The sequence below is a fragment of the Burkholderia sp. PAMC 26561 genome, assembly GCF_001557535.2.
In the GTDB taxonomy this organism is placed as follows: Bacteria; Pseudomonadota; Gammaproteobacteria; order Burkholderiales; family Burkholderiaceae; genus Caballeronia.
Genome location: NZ_CP014310.1, coordinates 148,208 through 173,776 on the forward strand (window position 1 = coordinate 148,208; position 25,569 = coordinate 173,776).

Sequence of the window (25,569 nt, forward strand, 5' to 3'; positions counted from 1 at the left end):
CGGGGCACCTCGATGGCACGTTTGGAACCGAGCCTTAGCGCGTGTGGTGCGTATCGCGCGATTCATCGGTGACCACGTAACTCTATGTTCGGATTGCAAAACGTTCAGCCAACCTCGCGAAATTCCGCAGCCTACGTATCAACCAAACAGGACGACTTTCCGTCAATTTTCTAATGCATTGATTTTCAAAGAAAATCTTTGCCGTAGCGTCGCGAAAACCGAAAAATGGACGACTTTAGTACACTTTTTGGACGACTTTGTGTCGTTTGACAGCGGACGCCCGTCAGTCTCTTTGCACCCCGCTTCCACCGTCGTTTAACTGCTCGCACGCGATCTCGTTTTCAACAGCTTCGCGGGCCTGCCGCCAATATTCGTCCGCGCATCCTTCCATAGCCCCATCAACCAGCCATAGCGTGTAGGCTTTTTCACGGATTCGATCCTCAATTGAATAATTTGCTACGAACTCCCCTTGGATGATTCGTGGTCATAGTTTAAATGACAATGTTTAAGCCCGTCTAGGTACGAAGAACCACCGCGCGGATTTTGGACTCGTGCAAATTTTTGGCGCGATTTTGGTTTGTTTTCGAAGACAGTTTTCGACGACAGAATCACGACAAAGCAATATTTTTTACGCAACCTAAGTGACTTCAGACGTATCGTCCGGCGTACCAGTTGAGAGCTCGTGAGTTAATCACCGGAAGCGCTGCCGGGCGGTCGAGAAGTTCGACGCGGGCGTAAAAGTGCTGAAATAGGCATGAGGGGTGCTCCGAGGAAGTATCAGGAGTTGCTATGCATGTCCAACGCGCGGTGCTTGGGTTCACAGTAAGGCTCAGTGAAGCGCGTATACTCCTTCCTTCGCCCTCCTTTTTAATGCGCGTCAAGACATGTGACGATATCCATCGCCCATGTGAACTTCACACCAAAGGGCTCGGCTATGAGTTCCAATGTTTTTCCGATTACCCCTACGCCTGCGCAAGCGCATGAAAACCGTCGTATGGCGGCGGTACGCCGATACGATATTTTAGATACGCCTCCAGACGGGTCTTTCGACCACGTGACGGCGGTAGCCGCACGCATGCTGGGTACGCCGGTCGCCATTGTGAGCATCGTCGATACGGACCGGATCTGGTTCAAATCGCATCACGGCTTAGATGTGCAGCAAATCACGCGAGATATGGGCCTGTGCGCATCGGCGGTCATGCAGGATGGCCCATGGTTAGTGAACGACGCTCCGCGCGATCCACGGACCCTCACCAACCCTCTGGTTGCGGGCGAATTTGGCCTTGGCTTCTATCTCGGGATTCCGCTGCAAACCAACGACGGGTTCAACTTGGGGACCCTGTGTGTTCTCGACTTTCAACCTCGCACGGTTAGTCAGGATCAGATCGACCACTTGAGCGACCTTGCAAGCGTCGTGATGGACCAACTTGAGCTCCGCCTCTCCGCTCGACTGGCGATCGCCGATCTATCTGCCGCGATCGAACAAAAAGAGGCGGCTTACCGGCAAGCGGCTTTGTTGGCGAAGGAGATCGATCATCGCGTGATGAATAGTTTGCAGTTGATTGCAAACATGCTCACATTGCAAAGCGTGCAACTACGCGGCACGCCAGGAGCGCTAGAGATCTCTAAAGCCGCAGGCAAAATCGTCGCCGTCGCGCAAGTTCACCAACACATGCACCTGGACGAGACGGTAACCACCCTCGATTGCGCCGACTATTTGCGGCGGCTGTGCAGCGGTTTGTCAGATGTGTTGGGAACGGGGGGCGCCCCCATCATTGTCGAGGCCGTGTCGGTTAGTCTGCTAAGTGAGCAAATCGGGCGTATCGGATTAATCGTCAACGAGCTCGCAACGAACGCACGAAAATACGGCGCCACTCAGATAAAAGTGAGCTTGACGCGGCTGGATTCGAATGAATTTTGTTTGTCGGTTTCGGACAATGGTCCGGGGCTGCCGGCAGATTTCGCACCAGAGAAAATGTCTGGACTGGGAATGAAAGTGATCGTGTCGCTGGTTCGAGGGCTCAATGGAACATTAACTTACGACGCCGACGAAACGATGGGCGGTACGCGCTTTCGCACCTGTTTTCCGGCAGGTGCCGATTCAGTCTAGGAAGTGATTGATCAAGGCGACGAGCGTCGTGGGCGATTTTCCCTTTTGGCAATAACCGTCGAACTGTACCGGCTAAAAATGCCAGGATGCGCCCGCCAATTAGCCACACCAAGCCGGGCGCATCACTGTTGAGCAATATGGCGGAGCACATTGGAGATTCAAACTGAGCGAGAGAGATGAGTGCTGATCGTCAAACCTCAACGTCTGAGCTTGCGCCCGTGTCGCGTGGCCCCGTGCCTGCGTTTTTTAACAGCATATCGCTTACCAGCGCGAGTAGTTGAGGCGGATGGACCGGCTTAGGGTGGAAACGGTCAAATCCCGCGTGGTAAGCCCGGGCTTCATCTTCAGGACGTGTGAAAGCGGTGAGTGCGACGGCTGGCGTGGAAATGTTCTGTTCACGGATCCAGCGCATTAACGAATAGCCATCCTCACCTGGCATCCCTATGTCCGATGTAATGGCGTCGTAGGTTCCAGAAGACAGTAGATGACGAGCTGCGCTGGCCGATTCGGCTGTCGACACTTGCGCGCCTTCCATCTTGAAAACCGCCGCCATTGCTTCAAGCGCATCGAGATTGTCTTCGATAATTAAAACCCGAACCCCATCAAAGCGAGGAGCCTCGATTGCCCGTAGCGAGTTTTCGCCGATAGAGTCTGTCTCCAAGACGTCAGCCGATTCCAGACGTGGGAGGGTCACAATAAATTCGCTGCCACGACCTATACCCTCGCTTCGAGCAGTAATGGATCCCCCGTGAAGGTCCACAATATTTGCAGCGATCGCGAGGCCTATGCCAAGACCTTCATGGTGACGACCTATCGCGTCGTCGGCCTGTGTGAACGGCTCGAAGAGACGTTGCATAAAATCGGGCGCGATTCCGCTCCCATTGTCGGCAAACAAGACCTTGACATGTTTCGCTCGAATATCGAGCGAAACTTTCACAAAACCGCCCGGCTTAGAATGCTTTATTGCGTTGTCCAAAACATTTACGAAAACTTGTCGAAGTCGTAATACGTCGGCCCCCACCGAGACGTCATACTCCGTTGCAGTGGCGATTTGAACATCCTTTATCAAGCCGGCCGCTTTGACGTCGCTAATCGCAGCGTTGACAACGTCTTTAAGCGAGACAGTCTCTATTTCTAAAAACAGCTTGCCCGAGGTTATGCTGCTAATGTCGAGCAGATCATCGACGAGTTTCGACTGCACTCGGACATTGCGCTCGATAGAATCGAGTGCTCTGAACACGAGGTCAAAATCTCGATGGTTTTGACGCAAAAGATAAATCCATGCCTGCATCGCGTTTAATGGCGTGCGCAATTCGTGGGAAATGGTCGCGAGAAAAGAGTCTTTCAGGCGGCTGGCGTTTTGCGCCGCTGCCTTCTCTATGCGCTCGCGCTCCAACAGCATGTCGCGTTGCGCCTGCAGCGCTTTTTGAGCTGAGATGTCTATGGTAATGCCATCAAATCGAACCGGTCGGCCACTGGCGTCGAGATAGCTACTCCCCTTGGCGCGGATCCATCGGATCGCGCCCTGCGGCGACACGGTTCTATATTCGATGTCGTACGGTTCCGTATTCGAAACGGCTCGTGTCACCGCCTCGCGAATGGTTTTTCGGTCATCTGGGTGAACTATCGAATAAAAGCGGTCGAAGTCGACCTCCTCATCCTGTGCAAGCCAAAAATGTTGCCTGCAACGCGCGTCCCAAATGATCTTGCCCAATGGCATCGGACAATGAAACGTACCGATCTCCGCAGCTTCAATCGAAAGCGCGAGGCGCTCCTGGTCCTCGCGCAGGCGCTCTGCCTGTTGAAGGCTATCTTCAACGTCTGCGATCATGCCTACCCACTCAAATACACTGCCGCGCTCATCCCTAGTGTTCTGTCCCAGAAATAACTTTACATAAATATTTGTTGTTCTACGATAAAGCCATGACCGACAGGGAGGCGATCATGGGACGCAAGGGAATCGAGATTTCGGTGTCGACGCTGGAGCGGGAGCAATTGCTAACAATGAGTCGCTCGCGTTCTCTGCCTCATTCTTTGGTCCGTCGAGCAAAGATTATTTTGATGGCCGCTGACGGTCATACGAGCCAGGAAATCGCTTTGCGGTGCGAGGTGACCCCGCCGGCGATCACGCATTGGAAGAAGCGATTTGTCGCACAGGGGCTTGCCGGTCTGCATGATGAAGCCCGCCCGGGCCGTCCGCGCACACATGACGATGAAGCGGTGGCAGAACTGTTGGCCAGGGTGCTGCACGAGAAGCCGGACGGGGCGACACACTGGAGCGTGCGCTCTGCCGCTACGCAGACAGGGATTTCTAAGAGTTCGGTGGCCCGGTATCTGTCGCTATTCGGCGTACAGCCCCATCGTTCAAAGAGCTTCAAGCTGTCTACCGATCCGTACTTTGTTGAGAAGGTGCGCGACATTGTCGGGCTATACCTAAGCCCTCCGACCCATGCACTCGTGCTGTGCGTCGATGAGAAGACCCAGTGTCAGGCACTGGAGCGTACGCAGCCCGTGCTGCCGATGGGGTTAGGCTATCTCGAAGGGGTAACGCATGACTACATCCGGCACGGGACGACTACCCTGTTCGCTGCGCTCAATACGGCAACGGGCGAAGTCATCACCCAATGCAAGTCACGCCATAGGCATCAGGAGTTTCTGGCCTTTCTGAATCACGTCGACCAGGCTGTGCCGACTGATCTCGAGATTCATCTGGTGGTCGACAACTATGCGACGCACAAGCATCCGAAGGTCAAGGCCTGGTTAGCCAAACATCCGCGGTACCACATGCATTTCACACCCACCTATTCGAGCTGGCTCAATCAGGTGGAGCGCTGGTTTGGACTGGTTACACAACAGGCGATCCGACGCGGGTCATTCAGAAACGTGCGCCAACTGATTACCAGTATCGAGCGCTATGTTCAGCAGTACAACCAGCACAAGCGAGCGTTTGTGTGGACTGCAACAGCCGATTCCATTCTCAAGAAAGTGGCGAAACTATGTAAAGTTATTTCTGGGACAGAACACTAGTGCCTGCCGCACTAATGCGACAACGATGGTAATCGCCGGCGGCCGAGCACCACAGTCTCACATCGACACGGTACGGCGCGTCGGTCTCAACGGACTTTGAAAGAGCGGCTTCTACCTTGGTCCGATCGTCCGGGTGAATCATTCGACTCCACCCGAAGCCTTGATGTTCCTCCCAGGGCTGCCCTGTAAATCGCTGCCACGAGGACTGAGGCGATGCAAACTGTCCGTCCGCACTACATTGATATACAACAGCGCTAGCGGCGGCCACGAGCGAGCGGTAGCGTGACTCGGCCTGCAACTGCCCGCTCTCTTCGGCGATGGTTTCGTCGATATTGACGGTGCTCCCTAGCCAGCCATGAATGCTCGCGTCTGGCGCTATGACCGCTTTAGCTTGGGACAACACCCAGCGATATATGCCGCCGATCTTCATGCGATGCCTGGCGCAATAATTCTGTCCGCTATTAGCTGAGCGGCGCCAAGCGGCGGCAGTCATTTCGACGTCATCTGGATGCAGGAGGTCTTCCCAGCGGATGTTGCTAAGAGTTGGATTGGCCGGATCATCCGGATTAGACCGAAGTGCATCTTCGCTAATAAAATTGATTTGGCCCGCAGGTCCTGCTGTCCAAGAAATCGTTGGGCTTGCCTCTGAAAGCAGGCGGTAATTCCTCAATACGGCTTCGCAGGACCAAGCTTCTGCCGAAGCTAGATAGCTTTCCGATGCATCGCTTCCCACTGGCATATCGCCACCCTACGTAAAAATCAAATAGTGTTGGATAACCAAGCGCGCTCGAATTGCGGCAACAATCTACGAATGCAGAGTAAATGTTTGAGCGCGCTCGCTTTCCTCGGTCTTCCGGACAGTTTAAACTTTCTCTATCTAGGCCATCGTTCCAAGTCCAGCTTTCTACATGGAGATAAACGGGCCGCATAGCAATATCTGCTCCTCAACTGGCGGTCGGATCCCTGCCGTGGATCCGGACCAGCTCGAGGCGTTCCGGACCACCTGCCGCTGCGCATCTGTAATCGAGCACGACAGTTAGGGGCAGTGGCGAAGGAACGCTATGCGCTACCGCTTGAGCCGCCGAGGACGCTCGCTTACCGTGACCGATATCAGATGTCGAAGAACGAATAAATTGCGAATATGAACGAATAACCTGCGAACGGCCAATCGTGCCCAGATTGAGCGCTGGTAAGGCTTTGTAGCATGTCTCGTCAGGATAACTGCGAGTTGCGTCGCTACAACAGGCTCTCAATTTCGAACTCAAATTTTGCGAATGCGTTGCAGGCTGAACCCATATGCTTCGAATGCCTATCCTGCCCGGAGGTCGTTCAATGGCTTTGTCCAATAGGTAATGAAGCCTGCGTGCTGCCCCGTGCAGCGGCATATCCGCAATTTATTCGTTCATATTCGCAGTTATTCCGTACTTCGACATTTGTGGCCCTCAAGAGAGCCTTCGAAGTTGTCGGGATCGGCCGCCCCAGAGCTTGCCTAGAAGGAGGTGAGGCATTCCGTTGATGCTTGCAACGCATCGGGGAGCTTGAGCGAGCTGCCGTATAGCGTCAGCCATTTCCGTTCAAGGCGCCGGCTGAAGCATGACGAAGCCCATCGCTCCTAGAGAGATTTTGCCCTTCTAATCCGTTCGATCGCACCAAGTAAAAGAGGTAAAGAGACGGGCTTTCCTAGATGGGCATCAAAGCCAACACGCAGCGCTTTCGCAATATCCTGTTTGCGTCCGAACCCGGTGACGGCGATCGCAGGTGTTTTCGCCATCCTCGGAAGCTTTCGCAAAGCGGCTATGAACTCATAGCCGTTCATCTCCGGCATTCCGATATCTGACAAAATCAAATCGAAATCAATATTGCCCGCAGTTGCCAAGGCTTGCTCTGCACTCGTCGCTGCTTGCACGTGCGCCCCTTCGAGTTCCAAGAGCATCTGGAATGCGTCGAGTGCTTCAAGCGAATCGTCGACCAACAGAACTCTCAACTCCTTGAGCGTGCTCGAATCGCGAGACCCGCTCGGGGGTTCTAATCGACGCGCCGTCGGGCTTTCCGGTAGCCAAAGACGGAAACGCGCGCCCTTCCCGGCGCCGGCAGAATGGGCCTCGATCCGGCCGCCGTGCATCTCTGACAATTGCTTGACCAGAGAGAGGCCTATTCCTAGCCCTCCGCGCTCGCGGTTTCCTGCCGCTTCCGCTTGACTGAACATGTCAAAGATTCTCGGCAGAAAATCTGGCGCTATGCCGCGACCTGTGTCCGCGACTTCGATGCATGCATGCCCGTCATCCCGGGAGAGCGCAATTGTGACTTGTCCCCCGCGCGGCGTGAACTTCAACGCATTGCGCACGAGATTCCACAGCATCTGCTCGACGCGGACAGCGTCTGCCCAAATAACAATAGGGTCGTCAACTCCTGACATCGATAGATCAATGCCGCTCATCGCCGCGTCAGCCGCGCTCGCCTCTACGACCGAGCGTACTCCCATCGCTAAGTTAACCGATCCAAGATCTAACGCCAGTTTGCCTGTACGAACGCGCGACAGATCAAGCAAATCGTCGATGATTTTTGCCTGGCCGATGACCGAGCGCTGGATTGCCTCGGCTGCCTCTTGAACGATTGCGATACCCCTGGCTTCAACGGCACGCGTAAGCAACTCCGCTTTCACGTGAATCAGGTTCAGTGGGTTCTTGAGTTCGTGCGACAACACAGCGAAGAATTCATCTTTCAAGCGGTTGGCGGCTTCGGCCTGCAGACGCACTTCGCGCTCGAATGTCAACTGCGACTGCTGCTTATTTTCGATCCCTTTTTTGTCCGTCACATCACGAACGATCTTCGCATAACCCCTGAAGTTGGGCGTGTCGATTAATGTCACGACGCCGCTACAGTAGACCTGCGAACCATCACAGCGCAGATGCCACCGCTCGTCCTCCGCGCGCCCCGTGTTGGCTGCTTGTATCCGCTCAGCCTGTGGAATGCCTTGTGCACGGTCCTCGGGCAGGAAAATCATCTCGATGGACTTTCCGATCGCATCGGCTTCCTTGTATCCGAATACTTTCTCCGCGCCTTTGTTCCAACTGACGATTACGCCGTCCATGTCCTTCACGATGATGCCGTAGTCGTCGGTGCTTAGCGCCGCAAGCGTCAGCCTTCCTTCACTTTTTCGCGCTTCGGACTGGGCCTGACGTTGAGAAGTGACATCAATCAACGTGAGGACGGCCCCGTCGATGCGATCGTCGGCGGTGCGGTACGGCAACAATCGAGCTAGAAACCAACGTCCGTCGTCTGTTTCAACCTCACGTTCGATAATCTTCAGGCTGCCGAAAGCAGCGGCGGCATCGACGGCAAGTTCGGGGTAGTGCAGATGATGCGTGAGATCAAGCAAAGGCCGACCCTTATCGGACTTGAGCAAATTAAACAGGCCAACTGCCGGTGCGGTGAAACTTTTGATGCGCATCGCCCGGTCTACAAAGATGGTTGCAATGTTCGTTGAGGCAATGAGATTCTCGAGATCATCGTTGGCCTTGGCGGTCTCTTCGACTTTCGCTTGCAGCTCAGCGTTTACCGTCACTAGCTCTTCATTCACTGAATGCAGCTCTTCCTTACTCGTTTCCAGCTCCTCGCTCGCTGAACGGAGTTCCTCAACAATCGCTTGTAACTCCTCGTTGGACGCTTTCAACTCCTCGGTCGAGACGCTCGACTGTTCAATGGACGACTGCAGGTTTTCCTTCGCAAGTTGCAGTTCTGCTTCGAGTTGTACGGTAACGGAATCGTGTATAGCGAAAGTGTCATGGTTGGTCGCGCTGCCTGCGCGCACCGCGTCGTCTGCAAATTCGACGAACGAAATCAGCAGGACATCTGCGCCTGTTTCTCGATCATGGTACGGATGCACCAACATGCTTATGTACACGGGCGTTGAGTCGCGCGAAAATCGCACCGCTCGTGTGGCGACGTCTACTCCCTTTTGTGATGCCCCAAACAGCGCGGTGCGTAGTTCAAGCCGTAAATCAGGGTGGATGAGTGTGAGAAGGTTATGTGATGGCTCGCCATTCATGTAATGAAAGAACCGTCCAACCTCACCTGACATGTGCACGACCTCGGCGTCGCGGTCGACGATGACACTTGGGGATGAGGCGTGTTCAATCGCTCGCCGATGCAGGTCAGCCGTTGCCAACCGAGGTTGTTGGACGACTGGCCGCGCCGCGACGCTCAGTTGTAGTTGGCCGACGGGCGATCGGCTAACGGGCACAGCAGACGCCCGCGGGCGTAAAGTGAGCACCTTCGCTTGGTAGATTCGATTTTTCTTATCGACCGCTACGAATAAATCATCCGCAACTTCAGCCGATTCCGAGCTACCCAGAAACAAAAAGCCGCCCGGCTTGAGTGCGAAGTGAAACGTTTGAAAGATCTGTCGTTGAACGGTGCGGTCCAGATAAATCAGCAGGTTGCGGCATGACACGAGGTCGACTTGCGAGAAGGGAGGGTCGCGCAAGAGATTGTGAGGCGCGAATAGCACCTTCTCGCGAACCGACTTGTTGATCACGTAACGCTCGCGAGCGTGGGTGAAAAATCGATCTAGTCGAGTTGGTGGCACGTCCGTGAGGATCGACTCCGGATAGCTGCCTCTTCTGGCAACTTCGATGGCATGCTGGTCGATGTCGGTCGCGAACAGGTGAATCGCGGGCGACGCAGTGTCCTCCGGCAAACGCTCGGACAACAATATTGCTAATGAATAGACCTCCTCCCCTGTCGAACAACCCGCCACCCACACACGTACCGGCTCGTCAAGTTCTCGCTCTTTGGCGACAATCTTTGGCACTACCTCACGCTCGAGTGCCTCGAACGCGTCGCGATCTCGGAAGAAATTTGTGACTCCGATCAACATGTCCTTGAGCAGCAACGACGTTTCGTCCGGGTGATCGTCCAGGAACTTCCGATACAACGGGAGACTGGCAAGGGCGTTGACTTGTAGACGTCGTTCAATGCGCCGCAGTACCGTCGCACGTTTGTAGTGGTGAAAGTCATGGCCGGTGCGCGTTTGAAGGGTCGCCAATATCCCATGTAGTGCTTCCTCAGCAGATACAGTCTGATCAGGCGCATCAACGGTTAAGGCGGCTTGCTCTGTATCGGACGGGGGCAACTCGATTGCCCGCATGTTGTTCCACAGTTCAATTAGTTTTTGGGGAATATCGCCCACCGGAAGCACGATATCCACCATCCCGGTCGCGATTGCATTGCGCGGCATGTCGTCGTACTCAGCGTCCTCAGGACTCTGTGCGATAGTGATTCCGGCGAACTCTTTGATGCGACCGATGCCAACCGCACCGTCACTTCCGGACCCGGAAAGAATGACGCTAATCGCCTGGGCGCCGTGCGCCTCGGCTAGACTTCGAAAAAATAAATCGATTGCAACGGGCCGACCGACTGGCCGCTCGGCATGCGTGACTCCCAAATGACCGTCCATCATCGACAAGTTGTTTGATGGCGATATGAGGTAAATGCAATTCTTCTCAATTCTTGTTTCCGCGTTCACCTGAACAACTCGCATCTTGGTGGAACGCTGTAAAACTTGGTCTGCAACGCTCTCGTGCGTTGGAGATAAGTGAAGCACGATCACAAAGGCCATGCCGGTATCGCTGGGCATGTTTTCAAACAATCGAAGTAGGGCTGGGATTCCGCCTGCCGACGCGCCGATTCCCACCACAGGGAAATCCAGCGAGCTTCCCTTGAGGGGCTGAATGGGCCTGCTGGCTGGAGTTTCGCTCGGCGTTGTCTCTGTCATCGGAATTTGTTCGCGCTGCGTTAGATCAGCTCGAAATCATTAGAGGTGTGCTATTTGCCTTAAAAAATAGCGGCGAACTTTAAAACGTCGGGCCCGCAAACCCCATTCCCAAGACGGCATTCTTCGATAGTTTATTGATGACACCGTTCGGCGCAACCTCTTTTTTGCGAAAGCCAGGCGGGGAGTGGGTGACGATAAATATAAGACAAAAAAAGACTTGCCGCCGCGCGGACCGGTGGATCCGCGGCAATTTTGGCGGCGTCTTACCGTCTACACAATAGCCCAGGGTCTCAGTATCCCGCCTTACGAAGCGCATGACTCATAGCGATCGATTTGTGCCAGATCGCAAGCTATTCAATTCCCATCCCACAAGATCACAAGGCAAGGACGCTCGAGCAAAAATCCTTTTTGGGACGGACTTTTGGTAAGACAGGCCTTTTACTAAAAAAGAGGTTTGTGTCTCCTCTGCTGCCCCCAGCTAGGGCGTGTCGGTCGTCCCGCGATGCTGCTTCCAAAGCTGGACTTACCGGCCAGACTAACGGCTACGCGTCACCACTGCCAAACGCGCGTGGGCAGTGCCATCGCGCCGATGTTGATTGATAACGGAATGTTCGCTGGAAATCCAAACATCAAGAAAGAACTTATTCCTGTGGGACGATTCGGCGCGCCCGAGGAGGTTGCAGAGGTTGAAGAGGTCGCTAGCGCGAGCAGATGTGACGACGAACGGAGCATTGCGATTACAAACAGCATCCCAGCGGGTGCCTGATTCGCACCCGGGCCAATAACCAGTCCCCTTTAACGGATCCTCTTCGAAGAACCCGCGAAAAAAAAAGGGGCTTGGCATCGGGTCGTACATCGCTGGGCGATCGCGAGGGGCCTCAGCGGAGCGCTCCAGGTTGACCGTATAGGAGACGATGCCAGATCCACGATTGTGCTCAACAACGGCCCATCCCCGGAAAACTATAGCTAGTGCATGAAGTTCGTGACCAATCCGAACAGCTTCGTTGGCGGTTGCCCTTTTTGGCAATATCCATCGAATTCATTATCAATGAGATGCCGGCGCACCTCGCTTTCGTCCAATGCGGTGAAAGCAATGATGGCAATCCCGCAAGTGCGCTCGTCATTGCGTAGCGCGAATGCGACTTGGAAGCCGTTGCATTCAGGCATCGAGATGTCCATGACGATGACATGGGGGAGCCAATGCGTCGCCATACTGATCGCTTCTACGCCCCCAAAGGCTACGCGGCACTCGACATTTTCAAATGACAAATAGGCGGCTAGCGCCTGCGCCGCATTTGCATTGTCATCCACCACTAAAACGCGCGGCTGGATTTCGCCCACGGCGACATGACGCGCGGTCCAGGTTGCGCATTCCGCTCGATTTTTTGAATTCACAATTTCTCCCATTGACGGGAGAAACGCACCCCGCGTGCCTGCCAAGGTTTTGTTGAGTCTGTCTGAGGACAGTGACTAGCCGGCGTCTTCTGAATAATATTGGGCGGCGGCGTCAAGCATGCGCTGACGTTCCGCGCGCACGTAAATTGACGTAGTCTGCAGTGACGCGTGACCAAGAATGCGCTGAACGACATCAATTGGCATGTTCATGGCCACTGCCCGGGTACCGAACGTATGCCGAAAGGCATGGGCCGATGTCGCGAGTAACTTCGCATGCGCCTCATACGAAAGACCGCCTTCGCGCAGCAGATCACCGGCGATGCGTCGCACCGACTCGCGAACGAGTCGCGCAAGCGCGTCCGCCGAATACGGCGCCTCGCTGTTTCCGTCCAAGCCCCCGTCGTGTTTTGCAAGCGACGCATTGGTGCCGTTTATCACGAGCGGCGTGATCAGGGGAGCCTCCACTGACTGCGCATCAAAGTCTCGGTCCCGATCGGCCCAGTGAGCCCTCAACGCGGCGACCGTCGCTGCGCTCACCGGCACCGTGCGTTGCTTGCGGCGTTTGCCGATCAGGGTCAGTGCCCAGACGGTCACGGTCTGTTCGGGCGACGCCTTACTGCGCGACGTCTTCGACAAGGACTTCGCAGGAACCCCGACAGCAGATCCGCGCGATCCGCCCGTCGTCACCACGGCGACGCTCAGGTTTTCACGTCGGGCTTGGGCCGCTTCGTCGCGGCGCAAGCCCGAGTCACCCATCAATAGAACCGCCGCTCGAGCGGCACGCCATTGGCGTGCTTCTTCCTCCGTCGGTGTAACGCCGCCCAAGTCCTCGCACTCACATCGGGCATCCAGCTCGGCACGCACCTGGGCCCAGAGATCGGTCGACAACGCCCGCTCCACCTGCACTTCGACCTCGCGCGTGATGGTGGCCGGATCCGTGACCGCGCTCCACGGGTTGCCGGCAAGATACCGTACGGTGGTAAGCCACGCGAACGCCGCTCGGATCGCGCGCACCGCGTACGCCTGACTCTCGGACGACAAGCCCTCAGGCGTGAAGGGTCGCCACCGGCCGCTTGAACGTGGGCGCTTCGGACCCACGAAACTGGCAATCGGGGCCTTCAAAAAATCCTTATATGCCTCGCAGTCTTCCACCGCCATGGACGAGAGCGCCACGCCCCGAACGATCACGAGCCACAAAACCAGCCGCTCGAGCTCACGCGTGTACGCGCGCAGCGTCGGCGGCCGGTCGCGATAGCGATTCAGATAAGCGTGAACCGCTGCGAGGTCGTGCTCGGCCCGGATGAACGCGAAGTCACGCGCGCGGTTTGTGCCGTGCTCGCCGGAGAGCGCGGTCGGAATTGCGAGTCGCTCGAACGGCGCCAGTTGCGGCGCGTCAATCGACCCACCGATCACGACGATATGGCCCAGTCCCACCGCCGGCGTGAGGGCACGTGCATCCACATCCGCGTCGATGCCTTTACCCAGGTGCTTCTCGTGACGGCGCAGCCAGGCGACGAGCACGCGGGCGCGGTGCGGCCCGATGCGCGGCATCGAACGCCACCAACTGCCGCCGTGCGAATTGCAGAAGTCAACCAGCTGACCGAGAGTGTCGATCCCCTCCCCGATCAGTCTTTTGGTCACGAGCGGCCGGAACCACAAGCCGACCTGATGATCGAGCGACGGGGCCGCGGCCGCGAGCGTCGACGCCTGCTCGACCATGCGCAGGGTCACCGCCGTGAGCTTGGCGCTGCCGTGCTGTTTGATCGACGCTTTCAGGTGCGTGGCAAGCGCGGCCGACCCATTGCGAAGCGCGAGTTGCACCAGGTCATCGAGCATCGTGCGCAGATACCGGTCTAGTGTGTCCGGTGTCCTCGCGTGCGGCGTCAAATCGGGATCGAAATACCGGCGCGCAATGGTCGCTGCGTCTATGCGCTGAACGAACGCGCGCAGCGCCGTGAAATCGGTTCGCGTATAGGTACGCGGCGTCGGCAGTTCCAGCTGCTGCTCGCGATTGGCGATGGCGCCCTCCCCTCTCTAAAAACCCGGTTAAAGCAGATGTTTACGACCAAAACACAGCCGCAAATCAAAATAACGCTATTTTAACCATTAAACGCTTGTCTGCTAATAACAATTAGCAGCCTCGCTTACCCCTAAGTCTTTGTTTATTATATATATTTCCACACGTTTGGCAGCCAGCGTTTGGCTTTGATCGAACCCTTCTGATGGTCGAAAATTCAAAGCATTTGGTGGAGACACGCATCTATTTAAATTGCGGTAATCGACACTTTTTTGCCGGCTAGGGCAGCCGCTTATGCTAACGGGACCTCAAAAATCTTGCGTGAGATACCCCAGTCGACTATGATAAAAGCAGCGGTTGTTGACGCACTGACTAAATGGGTTGCGACTACGCGGCCGGCGCTAGGCTCCAGGTACTACTGGGGCCTTTCGCTTTTCTAGGGCACGATTTTCAATCCGTTTCCTTCGATCGCGCCGCTTGCTCCGCTGAAGAATTTTCCTCGAAGAACGGCAAATGCCCTATTGCCTTGCTCGGGCCGTAGCACCGAGAGACCGATTGGCCTGGCCATCAAATCGCAGATCTGCAACCCCTCAGTATTCGCCTTCTTGTCGTTAATCACGATTTCAAACGGATACGGCTTGCCGGTCCGGTTATCACCGTCGCAAACCCGCCGGAAAGCCAATTCAAGATCGTCATCTTCCTTAGCTCCGCGCGCTTCGCAAACTACATGGGTCTTCGTTTCGTGCTGCCCGTTCATTTTGAGAAATTCCCATACCCGTTCAAGGCCGTATTGGGTTCCAAGATGGTAAGGGTTGGACGGGGTGCTGTATTTCTCATTAAGCTTGCGCTTATCGATCACGACGGCAACGACCGTCATCGGAAGGTCCTCGATGATTGTGGTCAAGGTTTCCAGGAAAGCCTCTCGCGGCTCCTTGCTTAGCATTGAGAAGGCGCCACGCTTTCTGCGAATGTCCGCCTCGTGGAGTACCACGCAGTCGTGACCGAAGGTCTCGATTTTGAGAGTTTTGATCCGCGGAACAAGCGTATTTACGTAGTCACTTTTCTTGATGATGCAAAAGCACAGGACGAATAACGGATAAGCGTCGTCAATCGAGGTGAGACTGTGGTCTCCGCTCTCATCCACAAAAACTAGGTAGTCACTGTGCACTGCTGGTTCCTGGCGTGTCGATCAAAATGCTACCTTACCTGAGCTGACGTTTTTCGCTGTCGCAAAAAATGCGAGTGTTGGACACTGACGGAAACGCAGAATCTGGTTCGTATCGGCCATATGTCTTTTCTGCTTCGGGATAGGACATCACTACCTGCCGCATGAGCTTCGTTCAGGTCGCGTGCAAACTGTTGGCGCACTGAATTAGCTTCCGTCCGGTGGAGGGTTTGTGGAGAGATCGTTAGTTGCGAAAGCGCTAACAAAGGGAATACGTCTACGTCATAGGCGTTGCCCCCTGCTGCAGGATGTGCGAATGATAAGCGCATAAATGCCGTGTTAGTACATGGTTCGTGCTACCGACAGTGAAACGACGTCGTGCAAACTCATTTATGCGGGTGCCGGCTAGTCGAATCAAAATGAGTAGAACACTATTTTTAAGGAGGTGAGCAGCCAACGGAAGTGCTGATTGCCCGCGCGGCAACCGCCTCGCTGAAAAACGTTTGACGTATCATTTGAAGAATCACTGAACCGCGGGATCGTGGATTGTCAAGATGTTGCCGCTCCATCGAATAACAAAACAGACGTAGATAAATGACTCAGGCAGTATCCACGTTCCATCTTAGTCATAGACCCAAAACCGACCGACCCTCGTCTTCTTGCCGGGCGCCCTCATTCCACCAAACGCTATGGCGCCCGTTACAAGAATCGTGAAACTTCGAGCGATTGGCGTGGGCTGGCTCGAGGGTGCGGGCCCACACGACCTTCACTCAGTTGCAGCGCGTGTAGCTAATCTACTAGGGGAGCTTGGACCAACCGTGTTGGTCGGGCATTCGGTTGGTACACCGATCGCGGCGCTCGCCGCTTCGATTGATTTACGTTCGACGAAACCCAACGTGGTTGGTCTCGTGCTAAGCAATAGCGGAGCGAATACAAAGGGACATGGCGACGTCGAATCAGTCATTGAGCGTGTCCGTCAGACATGGGGTCTACCGCTGTGGAAAGCCATGGCCGAACGCTCGCTTGGAAGAGTCTGTCCCGCCGAGCTTGTAGACTCGTTTATGACGTATCCACGCCGCATTACCGCTGAAGCGACCGTCCAGAGCCTGCGCAGTTTGCAACAAACGGATCTTACAAGCATGCTCAATGAACTATCAGCTATTCCCACCGCGGTGGTCCATGGAAACCGTGACCCCGCTCGCACCTTGTCCCATGCGCAAAGCCTGTGCAATGGCATTCTGGGCTCGAGACTAGTGGTGCTCGATACGGGCCATACGTCGTGCGTCGAAGCACCCGACGACTTCGCCAAAATAATACACGCCGTCGTTGAGGAAGGCCTAAGAGCCCGCACCGGAAGACCAGACTAACAGTTGCTCTTTTGAAGTTAGAGAATATGTCCGCGAGGCACTACAGATCCAGGTGAATGAGTGCCCTCCCCTATCGCTACGCCGCACTCGCTTAGCTTCGCAAACCGGTCTAACAGTTTTGCTTTGCAGGAAACCCGGAAGCGGCAGCTGTATAAGCTGGCGTCGGGACGCAAATCCCAAATTATTTAATCAACCTTAAACGCTCAACGCGTAAACGAAGCAGTCCTACCAAACATTGGAGGCACAACCTTCGAGTTGAGACTTCGGCGACAATCGTTTGAAGCCAAGGCGGGGCGGTCTCAAGTCGAAGTGCAACAGCTAGGTTAATGTTTAGATGACGTTGCTAGATCCGCTGCTTGTAGCGTCGCGGCGAATACCTCGAAGGGAGAATGAAACGCATGGGTGGCACGAGGTCGATTGTTCAAGCTGTCGGCAATCATGTCGAGGTCTGCCTGACTATGCACGGAAAGATCGGTGCCTTTGGGTAAATACTCGCGCAACAGGCCATTGGTATTTTCACAAGTTCCGCGCTGCCACAGGCTATGTGGATGGTAAGTAGGCCCGAGGGGTTTCACCTCAAGCCTCTCGCAGAACCGTACGTGAGACTCTCGCCTCATACGGCTCCCGTCAGCCAACCGGTGCCCCAACGATACGCCAGTGAACGAACAACCGTGGATAGACAGCCGCCATTTTGCGGAGCCATTCAGCGCTACGCCGTTTGTGTCGCGACAGTGTCTTGAACTTCCGTCGGGCCCAGCACTCGAGCTTCCGATCCACAAATTGAAAGATCGCATGCATTGCCGTTCGATAGAACGCCCCATAGTAATTCCACCACCCTTGTATCGTTGGATTGCACTGCTGCGCGAGGTCATCGAGCGTGGCTGGAGTCCGACGATGTATCCGCCAACTCCGCGCCGTTTGCCGCATCCGCTTCAGCGCATCGTTACTCGCTGCCGGCAAGAAACTGGTAAATAGCCGGTTGTACCTGCTCCTTGCCTCTCGGGGCCTAAACGTAAAACCGAGAAAGGTAAATTGCACGTTCGGATAAGCTAAGGTGCGGTTACCGTCCTTGCAATACACGATCTTTGACTTCTCCGGATGCATCGTCAAACCACACTCATCCAGCCGCGATGCAATGGCCCGCATCACTTCTTCCGCCTGCTCGCGACTTCGGCAGTGAACTACCGCGTCATCGGCATAGCGAGCAAAAGGGAGTTGTTGGTAAGTCCGCGACATCCAGCAGTCAAACGCATAATGCATGAACAGATTCATCAAGATGGGACTAACAACCCCGCCCTGCGGAGTCCCCCTCTGCCGAGGCAAGCGGGTACCGTCTGCAGTTTCGAACGGCGCAGTTAACCACCGCTCGATATATAGCAAGATCCAGTCATCCTTGATGTGGCGTCGCACCGCCTTCATCAACAACGCATGATCGATCTAATCAAATGCCGCCTTGATGTCAAATTCCACGACCCAGTCATATTGCCAACACCGCTTTCGCGTGACAGCAACTGCCTGCTTAGCCGATTTGCCCGGCCGGTATCCATATGAGTCTGGATGAAACACGGGATCGAGTATCGGTTCGATCAGAAGCTTGACGATAGTTTGCGCAATTCGGTCAGACACAGTGGGAATTCCCAACTTTCTCGTGCCACCCTTGGCCTTCGGAATTTCTACCTGCTTGACCGGCGGCGGGAAGTACGACCCCGACGACATCCGGTTCCACAGTTTGTACAAATTCTTGGACCGCTCCTGCTCGAACATCGCGATAGTCTCATCGTCTATCCCAGCAGAACCTCGGTTGGCCTTCACCAGTTGGTAGGCTTCCCACACCGTACGCTTTGCAATGCAATATGGTTTTGCTGATGCCATGTCACTCATCCTCGCATCGCGAGTTGGCGACACTTGTCAACAGGCTAACGCCGCCCCTTCGCTCCACCCTCATTACAAGGGCTTCATCACTACTACGGGCGACTCCGTCCCTCGCGCTGGCATCGGTATTCTTCCTCATGGTGTTTGCCATTTGTCATTTCCCTTTACATCCAGCGCGAGGTTCTCACGTTCCGTATCAAAGCCTGTGTTGAGCTCATGCCGCCTATACACCGAATGCCGACGGGTCCGTAAACAGGTATCGTCCCGACTGATCCTGGAGCTTCTGTGCGACCCCAGTTTTGGCAATACTTTATGTCTATAACGATGCGTCATCGGACGGTTCGCTTTCGCTCATCTTCTCAACACTTACCTGACGTCCTGACCGGACGCCTTTTCCACGGTCGCTCACCACCACGCCTCTTAAACGCAGCAGCACCGGGCGGTTTGAAGCCTGCTCCTGCAAGCCGACTTCGGGAGGCCTTCTCCCATCTTCGATACAGCATCACAAGCTCTCGCTCATGTTCGTGACACACCGCAAAAATAGACGTTCACGCCAGTTTGAGCGGCAAGTTCTTGATGTCGTGAGAGTTCACGCCCCTGGTCGTAAGTGAAGCTTTGACGCAAGTGTTCGGGAATCGAGTTGAGCTTGGCCGAGAAGCCGGCCAGTGCAGATTCGGCTGTGGCATCGTGCATCTTGGCCAGCAGTACCAGACGGCTGGTCCTCTCCACCAACACGCCAACTGAGGAGCGATTGCCTTCGCCTTTGATGAAGTCGCCCTCCCAGTGCCCGGGCATAACGCGATCCTCGACTTCAGGTGGGCGCACGTGAATGCTGACCATATTGGGAATTTGCCAGCGGCGATCATTACCCGCGTGCGCGACATACGGGCGCGGTGAGCACGACGCAAACAAGCAATGAGTTGGCGCCGTAATTCTCCGCCTGGGTGAGCGTAGATGGTCGTGTAAATCGTTTCGTGCGAGACCTGCAAAGTTGGATCGGTCGGAAACATACGCTTGAGAACTCCAGAGATTTGCTGAGGTGACCAACGCCACTCGAGCAGCGTGAGGACGACCCTCCAGCAGGCGCTGTGAGGCCCAAGCTTGGGCGTGGTGACCGTGTCCGCTCGTCGGGCCGAACTGAGCGCGTGCGCCGCCGCTGGGAAATAACCGAGCACAGAGCTATTGCGCCTCAGTTCACGGCTGAGGGTAGAGGCTGAGCGTCCGAGTATGCGGGCCATGGCCCGGATACTCGAGCCCCGTTGACGCAGGCTCGCGATCTCTAGACGTTCCTCGGCTTGCAACTGCTCGTACTGATTCGCTTTGTGCATTACAACACCTTATACGCTTTGGTGTTGCGCTTCAGTTTTGAGCCCGCCCGGGTAGCCTGACCTTGACCTCGAACGGCGGCTCATTCTGATCATTTCATCGTTGGGGACCTCTCTGAACAGGTCGCGCTTTAATGCGGGCAAGGCGCCGTGAATCTATCAACTCCGCCGTCTTGAAGGGGCATACCCTGCCGAGAGCTCCATCCTGTTTAAGACGGAGTTGCTCCGTATATCGTTAGTGGTACTAATTTATTGCCTTTGACCCTAGCTATTCGAATCGGCTACTGACTTGCTGCTGATTGCGGTAACGGCACATACAGCAGGGTCTGTTTTCTGCTGTCGTTGGTACTCATTCCGTGAGGGAATGCGTTAGTGTCGGGCGTTGACTTCGGACAGGGCCGCCGGGACCATCGCCTCTGCGTGCTTCCTCCCGAACGAGGCTCATGATCGTATGCTATCGACCAATTATTTTTCATTACGGGTATCAAGAACCTACAGTATTGGGTTGCATGTCAATGGTCCAGCCTAGGGATCACAGATCTGCAGCCTTAACTAGCGAAGTGCACGCCACGTCTCTTTCGTCCGACCTTCACGACTATTGGCAGCAGCTACGATTACGTGTTACCTGCAGATGCGGAGTGTTCGTGTTGGTGTTTGCTCGCTCCCCGCCTTCTCTGCCATCTCCTCAAGGCGGCGTACAAAGATAGACCGATTTGAAGACTGCCTTGATGGCGAACAGGCGCAGCAAGCAGTTTCAGCGTAACTTCTCGAAGCTATGGTTCGGCCGTCAGTTCGTGGAATTAGATTGCGGCCAAATCTTTTCGAACGCCAGCGCATGTGGCCCGGAGGAGCTGTTTCATGTCCGCGAGGCGAGCAGAAATAGCAGCAACGGGGGCCTGTTCAATGATTGCCCTTGCGCCCTCCTTCGGACTGCTTCCCGCGCGATTAGTGGCGCTGGCGACCGAATGTCCAGACTTGCATTTCTCGGCAAACGCAGCATCGTGAGACGGCAAAGCGCTTAAAAGGCGACCGGCTCTAACGGCCGAAGCGAAATCCAGTTTCCAACCAGCCGTGGACACGCGAGCGCAGGGCTCACGGTAATCGCGAATAGAGATCTCGCTACCGTCGGCAGAAATTTCAAAGCGGCGGTTGATGGCTTCGTCGAAAAAGATTTGTCCGGCGTGATGTGCTGCCAGATGGTCGATAGCTTTGATCTCATTCAATCGTGTGCGTCGTTCTTGAATCTTCGCGTGTTGACAGCGAAGTTGGTGTCCAAAATCGACCGGCGAGCGGAGCAAAGACCGGAGATAGCTGATGGGACGTTTTGCCGCCCTCAGGTGTTCCCAAGTTACCTCGACCACGTCCGTCAAAAGCTTGCCGTGCTGCTTTGCTTCTCGCATGAGTTTGAAAACCAAAAATTTATGAAAACCCAAACTCAGCAAACGTTGAAGGTCCAGCGGGAGCGTTCCTGGTTGTCTCTTTTGATTCTTAGGGAATAGATCCTTATATATACCTCCGTCTGCCACCGTGGCAGACGGAGGTATGAGCAAAGGATAGTGTTGGGCGTCAGCTTCTGAATTGGCTGGCCTTTCGCTTGTGAGTTTTGATGTTTCGGCCAAAGCCGGTGGATTTTTTTGTTCCACGAATCCGAGCAGTTCGGCTGCTTTTTCCGTGAGATGGATATAGGCACGTCCGAAGAGTCCGGCATCACCATGACGTCTCTGGGGCGCTCGCACGATGAGGCCGACTTCGGCGAGATCATCAAGACTGCGATAAAACGTGCGCATGGACTGCAACGCACGACCGGTGAGTAGCTCTCGACGGGCGAAAATAGCGGCGTACGGCTTTTGAGCGTCAACGGTACGGGCGAGTGCCGCGAGGAGGGCGCGCGAGCGTGAAGGGATGGCTGCAATGTGATTAGCACGGTGCGCTGCCCGGAAGACTATCCAGGGCAAGTTGGAGCGATCACAGGCAAAGTCCCCTCGTGCTTCATTGTCGAGGTTTGGAGAATCTATTTCGAGAGGGGAGGGGCGATCGTAACCCTCGCCAGCAACGAATTGTTGCGCGATAAGCATAGTCATGCATCCATTTGAAAAAATGGAGGGCAAACGCTTGACTGCCGATCGCTATCCGCTACACTTCGAGATGTGAGTCCTTACCCGATTTGCCGTCGGGGAAGTGAAGCAGCAGGGGTGAGCAACAGCAAGCCCATATTCAGAAGCCTTCGGCGCCAACCGAAGGCTTCTGTTTTTCTAGGTCTGGTTAAATCATTTCGATCTCTTGTTCTAAACGGTAAGTGATTGAATTTAAATAAGTCTCACCGTGAGACTATCGCTTCAACCCTGAGAAATTCGCCAGCACAGCGTGAATTGCCTCTTCTGCTGCAACTCGCGCCTCTTCCGAATGAAAGTCGATTCGAATCGTCTCCTTCGCCCCGATTACTTTGCAATAAACTTTTGCACCCTGACGAAAGGTCACTGGCGCTGCTCGAACCGGCTTGGCTGGCGTGGTCTTATTTTCCTTGGCAAGTCGAACCGCCGCTTCCTGAGTAATGTTCCCTGCAGAGAGGGCTTTTACCGCTTGCACGACCGCGTCGGATTTCCCTTCTCGCGAAAGGGAAGCTAGCGCCATCGCGGCCCTCCCCCCAATACACGACGGCTTTGTTTCGATGATTGCAATAGCGTCGGGCGGAAGGTCCCCAAATGACATCCACCGAGAGACCGAACCTTCGTCCGCTCCGGACTCACGAGCTAGGTCTTTCTGTTGCTTTCCGGTTTGTTCAAGCAACTTCTTAAATCCCAAATACTTTTCGTAGTCGGTGAGATCTGGCTGAAAAAGATTGGCGTACAGCGCGCTCGCTTCGGTTGCTGTGTCATCCGGTTCCTTGAAGAAGACAGCCGGGATGCGCTCTCTTCCCAACTCGCGGAATATCGCGACCCGGTTATGACCAGAAACTATTTCATACCCGCCCGTGTCCCTTGCGCGAACGGTGATGGCTTGCACGAGCGCGTTTTGGCGGAGATTTTCTCGGAGTTCCGAATACTGCTCCATTGTCAGCCTGCGCCGGCGTCCCTGTACTTCGTGCAGTTCCGAAATGGCTACTTCGCTAACACCCCCGCTCCGCAATTGTTCGCGAAGCTTTTCGTTCTCTTGAGACATTGCGCTCAGTTCACGCTCCTTCTCCGCGAGGAAGGGAATCGATGACATCAGTTGACCGGGTGCCGTCTTTGGGCGGGCCGGTCCTTCATCAGATGTTTTGAGGACTTTTGGATTCGACCCAATCGTGGCAGATTTGGCAGCCAACCTATCCTTAATGCTCATGCGACCTCCGCATCTGACAGCCACAACGCTACCAACTCCTGGTCAATCAGCTCAGCCAGACGGTCATACGCCTCCCGGGCACGCTGATACGTCTTCAGACTTCCTTCATATCTTGAGATGTCATAGACCGTGCCGAACTCAGCTGCTGCGCTTTGTGTAACCGTCGTGGTGGGAATTTCCACCGGCAGAACCAGCCCTTCATACGTCTTGTTTATCCATTCCCTAACAATGTGGGTTGCAGCTTGGCTGTGATCCACTTTCGCAAGAAGGACATGAATGAAATCGAAGCTTTTATCCAAGTGAGGGGCAACCTGTTTCATGCTCTCGGATAGATCGGACAGCAAACTCCAAAACTGTGTTGAAGATGCGTAATCCAGCGCGCTTGGCGGCGTAGGCACAATCAAGCCGTCCGCAGCCATGAACGCATTTATAGTCATGTAGGACAAAGCTGGGGGCGTGTCGATGATGATTACATCGTAGGTATCCAACAAAGATTCCATTCCTTTATTAAGCACATCCCAAAACTGGAATGAAGAATCCTTGGATTGCTTAAATGGAAGGAAAAATTCTGCGCCAAACAAGGCCGCGCTTGCTGGAATTAGGTCAATACCGTCCCAGTAAGTCGCCTGAACCGCGTACTCTAAATTACTAACGTCACCGTAGATAAGTGGCAGGACCGTTTGTTCGTCGGACACTTCACTATCTGCAAGGATCCCGTTCAGTGCAGACAAAGAGGCCTGCGGATCCAAGTCGATAATTAGCACTCGACGCCCGAAAAGCGAAAGTCCCTGCGCAAGAGTCATAGCGGTAGTAGTCTTGCTCACGCCACCTTTGAAGTTTCCGATTGCAATCTTTTTCCCTTTGACTCCCGTCGGTCGTTTTGTGAACGGCGCAACCTTATCAATCCAGACGCGTGCCTCGGCTAGCGAAAACTCGCGGCTACGGCCGCTTCCATGCAAAGTTCCTTGCGGAAGTTCGGATTCAGCGCGGAGAAAATAATTGGCTCGTTGACGGTCGATTCTGCAAAGAGTTCCGACTTGGGCAGTCGTGAAGACAGGCGGATTTTTTCGCGGGTGCGGCGCGAGCATGCTTTCGCGCACGTCGACCAACATGCCGCTGGCGTTGTCGGCGATGGCTTTTATCGCGGACAGCGGCATGCGCTTGGGCACATGTCTTACTTGATGATTAATCGAAACAATCGGCTTCTCTGCACGTGCTCGAGCAGCAGTCGTCATCCTGGACTCCATGTGAAACTGGTCAGCCAAAAGTTCTTCGCTGGTTGATTTAGTGAACGCTCAACGAAAAAAAACACGCTGAGCGTTTAATTCCCGAAAGCGTACTCAGTAAACTGACCATTCGCAAGTTAACTTTGCAACCGTTGAAGGCTGCCAGAAGCGCGACACCACTGGCTCTCCGCGAAATACTTGAGGTAACAGGGGAAGTCTTCTCATAATGTTCAGAGCATCGTTAGCCGGCAATAGATCGACTGGACCATCGGAAGTCCATCGCCGCCATTCGATGGGAAATATCGAGGTTTGCTGAATCGCGGGCGGACCGTGTGCTGGAACGGCGGCTAACCGACTGTTGCTCGAATACCGCGCAACATCCTGCGTGCCAGATCATTCCGCAGCTCTGCAATTCGTGAAACAATCAACGTTGAATTGTCGGCACCCTGGAAGTCATATCCAGCATAGGGCGGCGGCATAAAATGCAAGAATGTTTCACGCTGCCGCAAACTTCTTCCGGCTCAACGCGCCTTAAAAATAGTTTTCCGGCCCGCAAACGGTGAAACGCGAGGTTTATTGAACGTTTGTAATAAATAGGATGTAAAGCGTATTAATTACTACGGCCTGAATAGCATTGTCGGCTAGACCGTCGGCAGATGACGTGCTGAAACACATTACAACTGCCAACAGGATTTCCCGGGAGAGCAGGGCGGCAGCAGATGACGCAGTCGCGTCAGTTGCCGACTTTGCAGAACCGGCCGCGCCACGTCGAGTGGTGCCCCGACAAGATCAGCTTTGCCTCATAAACCAATGAGGTATGTCTGATGCAGTATTCTCCTGCCCCGACAGGTAACAGGCGGTCTTTCGCTACATCGGGGAACGCGAAGGTGAAAAAACGGGAACTCATCGATGCAGTGGCAAAACGAAGTAGGCATCGCGAAATCCGCCGCAGCAGAAACGATCGACGT

Annotated in this window: 13 protein-coding genes and 3 pseudogenes; 3 read left to right on the plus strand and 13 right to left on the minus strand. The window is 54.8% G+C overall.

From position 1 onward, the window contains the following. Nucleotides 1-283 precede the first annotated feature (283 nt). On the minus strand, nucleotides 284-478 hold the full coding sequence (locus AXG89_RS45045) for a DUF2934 domain-containing protein (protein WP_082771674.1): 195 nt from the start codon (nucleotides 476-478) through the stop codon (nucleotides 284-286). 408 nt (nucleotides 479-886) lie between these two features. On the opposite strand from AXG89_RS45045, the gene AXG89_RS31235 reads away from it, so the two are divergent. Continuing rightward, a complete protein-coding gene (locus AXG89_RS31235) occupies nucleotides 887-2,110 on the plus strand; it encodes a histidine kinase dimerization/phosphoacceptor domain -containing protein (RefSeq protein ID WP_205583102.1) in 1,224 nt (407 codons plus the stop codon). A 190-nt stretch (nucleotides 2,111-2,300) separates the two neighbouring features. On the opposite strand, the gene AXG89_RS31240 is transcribed toward AXG89_RS31235, so the two are convergent. Further along, nucleotides 2,301-3,941 carry a hybrid sensor histidine kinase/response regulator gene (locus tag AXG89_RS31240; protein ID WP_062174410.1) on the minus strand — a complete coding sequence of 547 codons (1,641 nt, stop codon included), beginning with the start codon at nucleotides 3,939-3,941 and terminating at the stop codon, nucleotides 2,301-2,303. Nucleotides 3,942-4,054: 113 nt separating this feature from the next. Here AXG89_RS31240 and AXG89_RS31245 point away from each other — a divergent pair, with 113 nt between their 5' ends. After that, nucleotides 4,055-5,137 (plus strand): IS630 family transposase, encoded by a 1,083-nt coding sequence (locus AXG89_RS31245; protein WP_062174886.1) that lies wholly within the window; start codon nucleotides 4,055-4,057, stop codon nucleotides 5,135-5,137. Here the strand turns inward: AXG89_RS31245 and AXG89_RS31250 are convergent. From AXG89_RS31250 to AXG89_RS31270, 5 genes are all read right to left on the minus strand, one after another. Beyond that, nucleotides 5,115-5,870, minus strand: coding sequence for a PAS domain-containing protein (locus tag AXG89_RS31250; protein WP_162916165.1), 756 nt, complete (start codon nucleotides 5,868-5,870; stop codon nucleotides 5,115-5,117). The genes AXG89_RS31245 and AXG89_RS31250 overlap by 23 nt on opposite strands. Nucleotides 5,871-6,749: 879 nt before the next feature. Continuing rightward, entirely contained in the window at nucleotides 6,750-10,913 is a 4,164-nt protein-coding gene (locus AXG89_RS31255; RefSeq protein ID WP_062174413.1) for a CheR family methyltransferase, read from the minus strand. Between the two features lie 966 nt (nucleotides 10,914-11,879). Then, the gene (locus tag AXG89_RS31260) at nucleotides 11,880-12,308 is read right to left on the minus strand and encodes a response regulator (RefSeq protein WP_236873592.1); all 429 of its coding nucleotides are present in this window, start codon (nucleotides 12,306-12,308) and stop codon (nucleotides 11,880-11,882) included. Nucleotides 12,309-12,383: 75 nt separating this feature from the next. Further along, nucleotides 12,384-14,195, minus strand: coding sequence for a phage integrase family protein (locus AXG89_RS31265; RefSeq protein WP_335672006.1), 1,812 nt, complete (start codon nucleotides 14,193-14,195; stop codon nucleotides 12,384-12,386). Nucleotides 14,196-14,761: 566 nt separating this feature from the next. After that, complete coding sequence (locus AXG89_RS31270) at nucleotides 14,762-15,493, minus strand: DUF3800 domain-containing protein (RefSeq protein ID WP_062174418.1); 732 nt, start codon at nucleotides 15,491-15,493, stop codon at nucleotides 14,762-14,764. Nucleotides 15,494-16,179: 686 nt separating this feature from the next. Between AXG89_RS31270 and AXG89_RS45050 the strand changes: the two genes are divergently transcribed. Then, the gene (locus tag AXG89_RS45050; protein WP_062174420.1) at nucleotides 16,180-16,857 is read left to right on the plus strand and encodes an alpha/beta fold hydrolase; all 678 of its coding nucleotides are present in this window, start codon (nucleotides 16,180-16,182) and stop codon (nucleotides 16,855-16,857) included. Nucleotides 16,858-17,180: 323 nt separating this feature from the next. Here the strand turns inward: AXG89_RS45050 and AXG89_RS31280 are convergent. The 6 genes and pseudogenes from AXG89_RS31280 to AXG89_RS31305 all read right to left on the minus strand — a co-directional run. Continuing rightward, nucleotides 17,181-17,405 (minus strand): annotated as a pseudogene (locus AXG89_RS31280) (transposase); the annotation flags it as partial. A 65-nt stretch (nucleotides 17,406-17,470) separates the two neighbouring features. Then, a pseudogene (gene ltrA, locus AXG89_RS31285) lies at nucleotides 17,471-18,738 on the minus strand (group II intron reverse transcriptase/maturase). 525 nt (nucleotides 18,739-19,263) lie between these two features. After that, nucleotides 19,264-20,057, minus strand: a pseudogene (locus tag AXG89_RS31290) (IS30 family transposase); the annotation flags it as partial. 797 nt (nucleotides 20,058-20,854) lie between these two features. Further along, nucleotides 20,855-22,129, minus strand: a complete 1,275-nt coding sequence (locus tag AXG89_RS31295; RefSeq protein WP_062174422.1) for a hypothetical protein — start codon at nucleotides 22,127-22,129, stop codon at nucleotides 20,855-20,857. Nucleotides 22,130-22,382: 253 nt separating this feature from the next. Beyond that, nucleotides 22,383-23,375 (minus strand): ParB/RepB/Spo0J family partition protein, encoded by a 993-nt coding sequence (locus AXG89_RS31300; protein WP_062174424.1) that lies wholly within the window; start codon nucleotides 23,373-23,375, stop codon nucleotides 22,383-22,385. After that, a complete protein-coding gene (locus AXG89_RS31305) occupies nucleotides 23,372-24,610 on the minus strand; it encodes a ParA family protein (protein WP_082771676.1) in 1,239 nt (412 codons plus the stop codon). The genes AXG89_RS31300 and AXG89_RS31305 overlap by 4 nt, the downstream gene beginning before the upstream one ends. Between the last annotated feature and the right edge of the window lie 959 nt (nucleotides 24,611-25,569).

What these genes read in the sequence shown, in the direction of transcription:
- AXG89_RS31255 (WP_062174413.1), bottom strand. Translation starts at nt 10,913, where the DNA reads ATGACAGAGACAACGCCGAGCGAAACTCCAGCCAGCAGGCCCATTCAG.
- AXG89_RS31295 (WP_062174422.1), bottom strand. Translation starts at nt 22,129, where the DNA reads ATGCTTATCGCGCAACAATTCGTTGCTGGCGAGGGTTACGATCGCCCC.
- AXG89_RS31245 (WP_062174886.1), top strand. Translation starts at nt 4,055, where the DNA reads ATGGGACGCAAGGGAATCGAGATTTCGGTGTCGACGCTGGAGCGGGAG.
- AXG89_RS31305 (WP_082771676.1), bottom strand. Translation starts at nt 24,610, where the DNA reads ATGACGACTGCTGCTCGAGCACGTGCAGAGAAGCCGATTGTTTCGATT.
- AXG89_RS31240 (WP_062174410.1), bottom strand. Translation starts at nt 3,941, where the DNA reads ATGATCGCAGACGTTGAAGATAGCCTTCAACAGGCAGAGCGCCTGCGC.
- AXG89_RS45050 (WP_062174420.1), top strand. Translation starts at nt 16,180, where the DNA reads ATGGCGCCCGTTACAAGAATCGTGAAACTTCGAGCGATTGGCGTGGGC.
- AXG89_RS31300 (WP_062174424.1), bottom strand. Translation starts at nt 23,375, where the DNA reads ATGAGCATTAAGGATAGGTTGGCTGCCAAATCTGCCACGATTGGGTCG.